We start from the raw sequence: 346 nt of genomic DNA on the forward strand, positions 1-346 counted from the left end.
AAACAGAGAACCGAATGAACGACCCTCTGTCTATACTTTATTGCTTTAAAGTAGTGGGGGGCTGACACCAATTACTATTCAAATTCCAAATCCGCTACTTTTCTAAAATCTACTTCACTTTGAATCTCTTCCTGTACCATTAAATCTCTAATCATAGCAACCTTAAGTGCAACATCTAAAGGATAATAGACGCTTTCTTCTGAGCCTTCTTCATCAGTATAGGGAACATGACGTATTAAATAAGTTTTATTATCTACCTTCCAACTTATGTCTTTGACTAATCCTTCTTTTGATTCTTTCATACAAGAACCTCCTCATTCATTATCAATTCATGCATCTAACGAAG

The 346-nt window shown here is 35.0% G+C and carries 1 protein-coding gene; it reads right to left on the reverse strand.

Annotation, left to right across the window (positions count from 1 at the left end; all coding sequences use genetic code 11):
• Positions 1 to 74 precede the first annotated feature (74 nt).
• Positions 75 to 302, reverse strand: a complete 228-nt coding sequence (locus IRB43_RS17710; protein WP_203364754.1) for a hypothetical protein — start codon at positions 300 to 302, stop codon at positions 75 to 77.
• Positions 303 to 346: the final 44 nt, after the last annotated feature.

The organism is Bacillus sp. REN10 (genome assembly GCF_016820555.1).
Taxonomy (GTDB): Bacteria; Bacillota; Bacilli; order Bacillales; family Domibacillaceae; genus Bacillus_CE.

Excerpts from the sequence above, each read along its gene's own strand:
- IRB43_RS17710 (WP_203364754.1), bottom strand. The coding sequence starts at position 302 with ATGAAAGAATCAAAAGAAGGATTAGTCAAAGACATAAGTTGGAAGGTA.